The following is a 1668-nucleotide window of genomic DNA, read 5'->3' as shown; positions in this document are numbered from 1 at the left end:
TATGGCCTGTCATTGACTTGGTTGAGCTGATAGGTGGGACAGAGTTTTGCGTGGTAGAGTCAGCATCAGAGCCAAATACTTTAGCGATGGCTTTTAGCTCAGTAATATCACCTAACGGTGTACTGGTACCATGAGTATTGATATAGTCAACACGCTCTAACCCTGCTTGATCTAACGCCTGCTGCATACAACGTACCGCACCTTCACCACTTGGAGCAACCATTTCTGCTCCATCAGAGCTGGCACCATAGCCGACGATCTCAGCCAAAATATTTGCGCCACGCGCTTTGGCATGCTCAAGACTCTCAACCACTACCATTGCACCGCCACCAGCAATCACAAAGCCATCACGATCTTTATCATAAGCACGTGAAGACTGTTTGGGCACATCATTGTACTGAGTACTCATGGCACCCATAGCATCAAACATACAAGACTGGGTCCAATCTTCAGGTTCACTACCACCAGCGAGTACCACATCAGCCTTACCCAATTGAATAAGCTCAGCTGCATGTCCAATACAGTGGGTTGATGTTGCACAAGCTGAAGAAATAGAGTAAGAAATCCCTTGGATTTTTAGTCCAGTTGCGAGCGCAGCTGATACCGAACTACTCATAGTCTTAGGTACCGCCATTGCACCGACCCCGCGTAAACCTTTTTCACGCATAGAATCGACAGCACTGACAACATCTCCTGTCGATGCACCACCCGAGCCTGCAACCACGCCAACACGCGGATTATGATTGATGGTCTCAAGGGACAATCCAGACTGTTTGATAGCTGCTAACGCACTCACATACGCATAAAGGCTTGCATCGCTAAAAAAACGCTTTAATTTACGATCAATACCGGAAGTATCTAATTCGGTCTTATCGATGCTACCACTAACTTGTGACTTAAACCCTTGTTCAGCATAAGTCTCATTAAATCTAATGCCAGACTGTCCTTGTTGAAGAGCAGATGTAACGGCGTCTAAATCATGTCCGATACAAGAGACAATCCCTGCTCCAGTAATCACAACTCGGCGCATATTCCATTCCTTATAATAATAAATTACTATCGATATATCTAAAAATTACTGACCAATATTTATAACTATAATTTAACCATATATAGATTTGCAGATTATTACGTCAATATTACAACAACGTATTAACGAAGCAAAAACTGCACTTAAGCACAAACGTTATAATATGCTCTATTATAGCATTCCTAGATAAAGTAGATGGGTTAAAAATCTAACTTATATGCATTATAGAGGATAAGTAAGAATAGAAATAAACCACACCTTTAGATACAAATTTTGTGACATTGATAACATTGTTCACACTGACATAGAGTCTAAGATATAGATAAGATAACGGCTCAAACAGTGATACAAGTACCTATCATTGTTCTTTTTACCCATGTTTACTAGTGTGTTAATATATCTAATATATGACTACATAACGTAAAGGCATACCGACTAACTATTAGGTTGTTTAACCACCATTTTAAGGACATAACGATGGCAAAGCGTAGTACTCTCTCTCAAGGTATCAATACCATTGGTCATTTTACTCGTAATAATCTTGAGCGTATGGGCTCGCTCATTGATAGTGCTAATGCTAAAGCAAGTAAACCACGTCAATATAATACCATCAGACTTGTGAACTAGCAAGGTATTTT

General features: G+C 40.6%; 2 protein-coding genes. One reads left to right on the top strand and one right to left on the bottom strand.

The genetic code is table 11. The features are described 5' to 3' along the window. Nucleotides 1–1030, bottom strand: a 1030-nt coding sequence (locus tag ACS8FD_RS13890) for a beta-ketoacyl synthase N-terminal-like domain-containing protein (RefSeq protein ID WP_439276303.1), incomplete at its 3' end; no start/stop codon positions are given. A 477-nt stretch (nucleotides 1031–1507) separates the two neighbouring features. Between ACS8FD_RS13890 and ACS8FD_RS13885 the strand changes: the two genes are divergently transcribed. After that, entirely contained in the window at nucleotides 1508–1657 is a 150-nt protein-coding gene (locus ACS8FD_RS13885) for a hypothetical protein (protein ID WP_439276302.1), read from the top strand. Nucleotides 1658–1668: the final 11 nt, after the last annotated feature.

This window comes from Psychrobacter sp. 1U2 (genome assembly GCF_051847575.1).
Note: the sequence above shows the minus strand (reverse complement) of the source record. Positions and strands in the feature narration are given on the sequence as shown.